Below are 4,536 nucleotides of genomic sequence, written 5' to 3' on the forward strand. Positions count from 1 at the left end.
GACAATGCAACGTTTCATAAAGGGGGGCGGCAGGCTGAACTGGTGGAGGCAGCTCAATGCCGTTTACTCTATCTTCCGCCTTATTCGCCAGACCTCAACAAGATAGAGAAATGTTGGTCGTGGCTGAAAGCCCGTATTCGCCACTGCACGTGAGCAGTTTGATTCTCTCGATGATGCCATGGATTCCTTTCTCCAAGCTGCGTCCTAACCACCTTGACTAATGCTATAGAGAAATGTTGGTCGTGGTTGAAAGCCCGCATTCGCCACTGCACGTGAGCAGTTTGATTCTCTCCATGATGCCATGGATTCCGTTCTCCAAGCTGCGTCCTAACCACCTTGACTAATGCTATATCAAGCCAGAAACCCAAACCCTCACCGATTTGGGTGAAACTTTGCGCTGGTTGGATATGCAAACCTCTCGGCAGTCCCTATCCAAAAAACAAGACTCGTTTCTCCAAGATATTCCAGTCACTTATGGCATCGAACTTTATGATGGAATGCTGCTGGTCAGAGTTGGGGACGACCTAGCAGAAGCCATTACTCGGTTAGTGCGCTTTGCGATCACAGTTGCTAATCTGTGGTAACAGAACAGAACCCGACTGGCGGGAACCTTTAATGATGAAATCGCCAAACTCCTCAAAGATTATCACATCCCCTACCAACGAGACATCAAATTAGTGGGGCGATCAACTCGTTCCTGGGCGATCGACTTTGGCATCGGACATCCCCAGTAGGGTGCGTCAGATATCGCCAACCGAATAAATAGCCGATAATTAATTGCTGACGCACCGAGGCCTTAGTCGAAGTGCTGAGTACCAGCAATCGAGGCGCAGCCAATAGCAAAGTCAAGAATACGGTCGCCACCTGGGTTGATTTGCAGCACTACCAACTCCCCACGCAACCTTTACGCTTTATTTCCCTGTTTGACGATAGTTTGGATGTGTGGAGTAGTAGCCACATTAGCCAACTCGCGAAGTTGTCCGAGATTTGCTATCTGTCTAAGCCAGAAGAATTGATCGAGCAACTGGTGACATGAGTTATCTAACCGAAGACGAAATCGAACAAATCCTCCTAGCTCAACTGCAAGACCTCGGCGACACCTAGACAATCCCTGGTGTTGTCACGACTATCCCTGACGGTTAAGCGCCGGAAAGGGAATCATGAGCGTATAGGTATCCTCTACCAACGGCGACTCGAAGCCCTCAAAAGCATCACACCACCATCCCCGCCAAAGCGAACGACGATGCCTTTAAAAAGCTGATCGCCACGGAAAAACCCAACCTAATCGAAGAAAACCGCCGCCTCCACCAAGCCTTAGTCGATGGAATCGATGTTGAGTTTTACGCGCCCAGATGGCACCATTCGCGGCGATAAAGTCAAGGCGATCGACTTTGACAATCCCAACGCTAACGATTGGCTCGTGCTTAACCAATTTACCGTCATCGAAAACAGCCACAATCGCCGCCCCGATGTCGTGGTCTTTATCAACGGGCTACCGATCGCCGTTATCGAAATTAAAAATCCGGGCAGCGAAACCGCCACCCTCGACGCCACCTACAACCAACTGCAAACCTACAAAACCGAAATTTCCGCCCTCTTCCGTACCAACTCCGCATGGGGGTACCACACATGGCATCACCGCCCGCATCGGCTCCCTCACCGCCGACCTAGAGCGGTTCTTGACAATCCCTGGCGCACCATTGATGGAGAAGTGCTAACCAAAAGCACCCCGGAAATGCCAGTGCTGATCGAGGGGGTGTTTACCCAAAGGCGACTACTCGACCTGCTCGGAAACTTCATGCCAATCCCTGTCTTTGGCGATACCGGCTCTGGTATCCGCAAAATCATCGCGGGCTATCACCAGTTCCACGCCGTCCAAAAAGCCGTTACTAGCACCGCCCGTGCCATACTCGGCTCTAGCGCAAAGCGGGAGTCATCTGGCATACCCAAGGCTCCGGCAAAAGCCTATTGATGGCGTTTTATGCGCTCGCACTGGTGCGCTCTCTGGAACTAGAAAACCCGACAATCGTTGTGATTACCGATCCGGGTGACCTCGACGATCAACTGTTGGGCACGTTTGGCCTATGCCGCGATCTGATTCGCCAAACCCCCGAACAAGCGGAGAGCCGCAAACACCTGCAAGCCATCCTCAATCGCGCCTCCGGTGGGGTTGTCTTTACCACCATCCAAAAATTTGCCCCCGACAAAGGGGAAACCACCTATCCAGTTTTGAGCGATCGACGCAATATCATCGTCATGCCTATCCTGGATGAAGCCCACCGCAGCCAATATGGATTTAAAGCCAAAGTCGATCTAAAAACGGGAGAAATTGGCTATGGCTTCGCCAAATATCTGCGGGATGCCCTCCCCAACGCCTCCTTTATTGGCTTTACCGGAACCCCCATCGAAGCCACCGACGTTAACACCCCCGCCGTATTCGGCAACTACATCGACATCTACGACATCAGCCGCGCGGTGGAAGATGGCGCAACCGTCCCCATCTACTATGAAAGCCGCCTCGCCCGCATCGAACTTCCCGAAGCGCAAAAGCCCCAGATTGATGCAGAGATTGAAGAACTCCGTAACGGCGAAGAGCAATCGGAACAGGCGAGAATGACTCAAAAATGGGCAACGGTGCAAGCGGCCGTGGGAGCGGAAGCGCGGTTAAAGCTGGTTGCTGCGCCTCTCGTCAGTCACTTTGAAAACCGCCTCTTGGCACTGAGCGGTAAAGCGATGATCGTCAGGGATTGGCATGAGTCGGGCAATCTGCGTCAACCTTTACAATCAGATAGTCGCCCTCCGCCCGGGCTGGCATTCCCCGGACGATAACGAGGGATTGGCATGATTAAAATCGTGATGACAGGCTCGGCGACTGATCCGCCCGAATGGCAACCCCACATTGGCACCAAAGCCCGGCGCGATCTCCTAGCCAAGCGGATCAAAGATCCAAAGGATCMCCTGCAACTGGTCATCGTGCGGGATATGTGGCTAACCGGGTTTGATGCGCCCTCAATGCACACCATGTATATCGATAAACCGATGAAAGGTCACGGCCTCATGCCAATCCCTGGCGATCGCCCTGGTTAACCGGGTCTTTCGCGATAAACCCGCTGGCTTGGTGGTGGACTACATCGGCATCGGGCAACGCCTGAAAGAAGCTATCAAGACGCAGTGCTGGCACTTTCTAAAGCCTTTGCCCTAGCGGCGGCCAGCGATGCAGCCTGCCAAATTCGTATCGGAGGTCGGCTTTTTCCAAACCATCCGCGCTGCCCTGGTGAAATCCTCCGCCACCCCTGGCAAGTCCACGGCACAAAAAGAATTCGCGGCGGGGCAAATTATTAATCAGGCTGTGGTCTCCACTGAAATTGTCGATATTCTCAGGGCTGCTGGCTTATCCTCCCCGGATATTTCCATCTTCTCCGATGACTTCTTGCTAGAAATTCAGCAAATGGAGAAGAAAAATCTCGCCCTCGAAGCCCTTAAACGTCTGCTGAATGACGAGAGGCGCTCCCGTAGCCGTACCAACATCACCGAGGAGAAAAAGTTTGCGCTAGCGCTTGGAAAAGGCGATCACTCGATACCACACCAACGCCATCAGCACGGTTGAAGTTCTGCAAGAATTAATCAATCTGGCTCAAGATATTAAAGCCGCCCGCCAACGGGGCGAGGAACAAGGACTTTCAAGGGATTGCGATGAAATCGCCTTTTATGACGCTCTGGCGGAGAATGAAAGCGCGGTGGAAGTGATGGGCAATGACAGCCTAAAAACCAGAGATTGGCATGAATTGCTAATGAGCCTGAAATCGAACGTTACCATTGACTGGGCGCATCGGGAAAGTGCCCGCGCTCGTCTCCGTAGCACCGTTAAACGAATTTTGCGTAAATACGGCTATCCTCCAGACCTACAGGCGGCGGTTAAAAATGTCTTGCAGCAAGCGGAAGCGCTATCCGCTGCATGGGTGGTTGGTGGTTTGGTTTAAATTCCCTAGGGGTTCTAAATTTCGCACCAATAAACCTAAGATATCACCAAGCAAAATAATTGTCAAGCCATCTCCCTGTGGTACAGCAATTCTCATTTTGGCGAAAACCTGTTCAAGTCCCCAGCATCCCTGTATCGTAATGACATCTAAGAAACCCAGGAGCGCCAGAGCCGTTGAAAAAGCCAGGTGGCTTTGAGACTCTAGTCGGTTCTTTCCGCCAGTGCTTGTCATCGCTACCGGACAAGCGCCGGGGTAAAAATCGCCGCTATGGAATGGAGGATGCCGCTTTAAGTGCGTTTAGTGTGTTTTTTACTCAAACTCCGTCGTTTCTGGCTTATCAACGTCTGATGGAGGGGAGTAAAGGCAAGAGCAATGCCCAAAGTCTGTTTGGAGTTCATCGAATTCCCTGTGATAACCAGATTCGGGACTTATTAGATGCCGTGTCCCCAGAGCACCTGTTTCCAGTGTTTGAGGATATCCTACAAGTCTGGGAAGCCCAGGGGCAGTTAGAAGACTTCCGTTGCCTAGGGGACAGTCTATTAGTCGCGTTGGATGG

The 4,536-nt window shown here is 52.0% G+C and carries 8 protein-coding genes and 3 pseudogenes; 10 read left to right on the plus strand and 1 reads right to left on the minus strand.

Annotated features, from left to right (window positions below):
- From B9T16_RS26045 to B9T16_RS26075, 7 genes and pseudogenes are all read left to right on the plus strand, one after another.
- A pseudogene (locus B9T16_RS26045) lies at nt 1–208 on the plus strand (transposase); the annotation flags it as partial.
- Between the two features lie 11 nt (nt 209–219).
- A pseudogene (locus B9T16_RS26050) lies at nt 220–331 on the plus strand (IS630 family transposase); the annotation flags it as partial.
- 19 nt (nt 332–350) lie between these two features.
- Complete coding sequence (locus B9T16_RS26055) at nt 351–584, plus strand: DUF1828 domain-containing protein (RefSeq protein ID WP_410246122.1); 234 nt, start codon at nt 351–353, stop codon at nt 582–584.
- Between the two features lie 221 nt (nt 585–805).
- Entirely contained in the window at nt 806–1,036 is a 231-nt protein-coding gene (locus B9T16_RS26060; RefSeq protein ID WP_006616440.1) for a hypothetical protein, read from the plus strand.
- 285 nt (nt 1,037–1,321) lie between these two features.
- Nucleotides 1,322–1,972, plus strand: a complete 651-nt coding sequence (locus tag B9T16_RS26065) for a type I restriction endonuclease (protein WP_410246121.1) — start codon at nt 1,322–1,324, stop codon at nt 1,970–1,972.
- Nucleotides 1,972–2,829 carry a DEAD/DEAH box helicase family protein gene (locus B9T16_RS26070; protein ID WP_014276152.1) on the plus strand — a complete coding sequence of 286 codons (858 nt, stop codon included), beginning with the start codon at nt 1,972–1,974 and terminating at the stop codon, nt 2,827–2,829. Before B9T16_RS26065 ends, B9T16_RS26070 begins: the two co-directional genes overlap by 1 nt.
- 153 nt (nt 2,830–2,982) lie before the next feature.
- Nucleotides 2,983–3,087: a UvrB domain 3-containing protein gene (locus B9T16_RS26075; RefSeq protein ID WP_410246123.1), complete on the plus strand. Its 105-nt coding sequence runs from the start codon at nt 2,983–2,985 to the stop codon at nt 3,085–3,087.
- Here the strand turns inward: B9T16_RS26075 and B9T16_RS26080 are convergent.
- On the minus strand, nt 3,056–3,181 hold the full coding sequence (locus tag B9T16_RS26080; protein ID WP_286131393.1) for a hypothetical protein: 126 nt from the start codon (nt 3,179–3,181) through the stop codon (nt 3,056–3,058). The genes B9T16_RS26075 and B9T16_RS26080 overlap by 32 nt on opposite strands.
- A gap of 33 nt (nt 3,182–3,214) precedes the next feature.
- Here B9T16_RS26080 and B9T16_RS26085 point away from each other — a divergent pair, with 33 nt between their 5' ends.
- The 3 genes and pseudogenes from B9T16_RS26085 to B9T16_RS26095 all read left to right on the plus strand — a co-directional run.
- Entirely contained in the window at nt 3,215–3,607 is a 393-nt protein-coding gene (locus tag B9T16_RS26085) for a type I restriction enzyme endonuclease domain-containing protein (protein WP_014276150.1), read from the plus strand.
- A complete protein-coding gene (locus tag B9T16_RS26090; RefSeq protein WP_014276149.1) occupies nt 3,558–3,980 on the plus strand; it encodes a type I restriction enzyme endonuclease domain-containing protein in 423 nt (140 codons plus the stop codon). Before B9T16_RS26085 ends, B9T16_RS26090 begins: the two co-directional genes overlap by 50 nt.
- A 173-nt stretch (nt 3,981–4,153) precedes the next feature.
- Nucleotides 4,154–4,536 (plus strand): annotated as a pseudogene (locus B9T16_RS26095) (ISNCY family transposase); the annotation flags it as partial.

Origin of the sequence: Arthrospira sp. PCC 8006 (assembly GCF_046480465.1) — a bacterium.
Classification (GTDB): Bacteria; Cyanobacteriota; Cyanobacteriia; order Cyanobacteriales; family Microcoleaceae; genus Limnospira; species Limnospira platensis.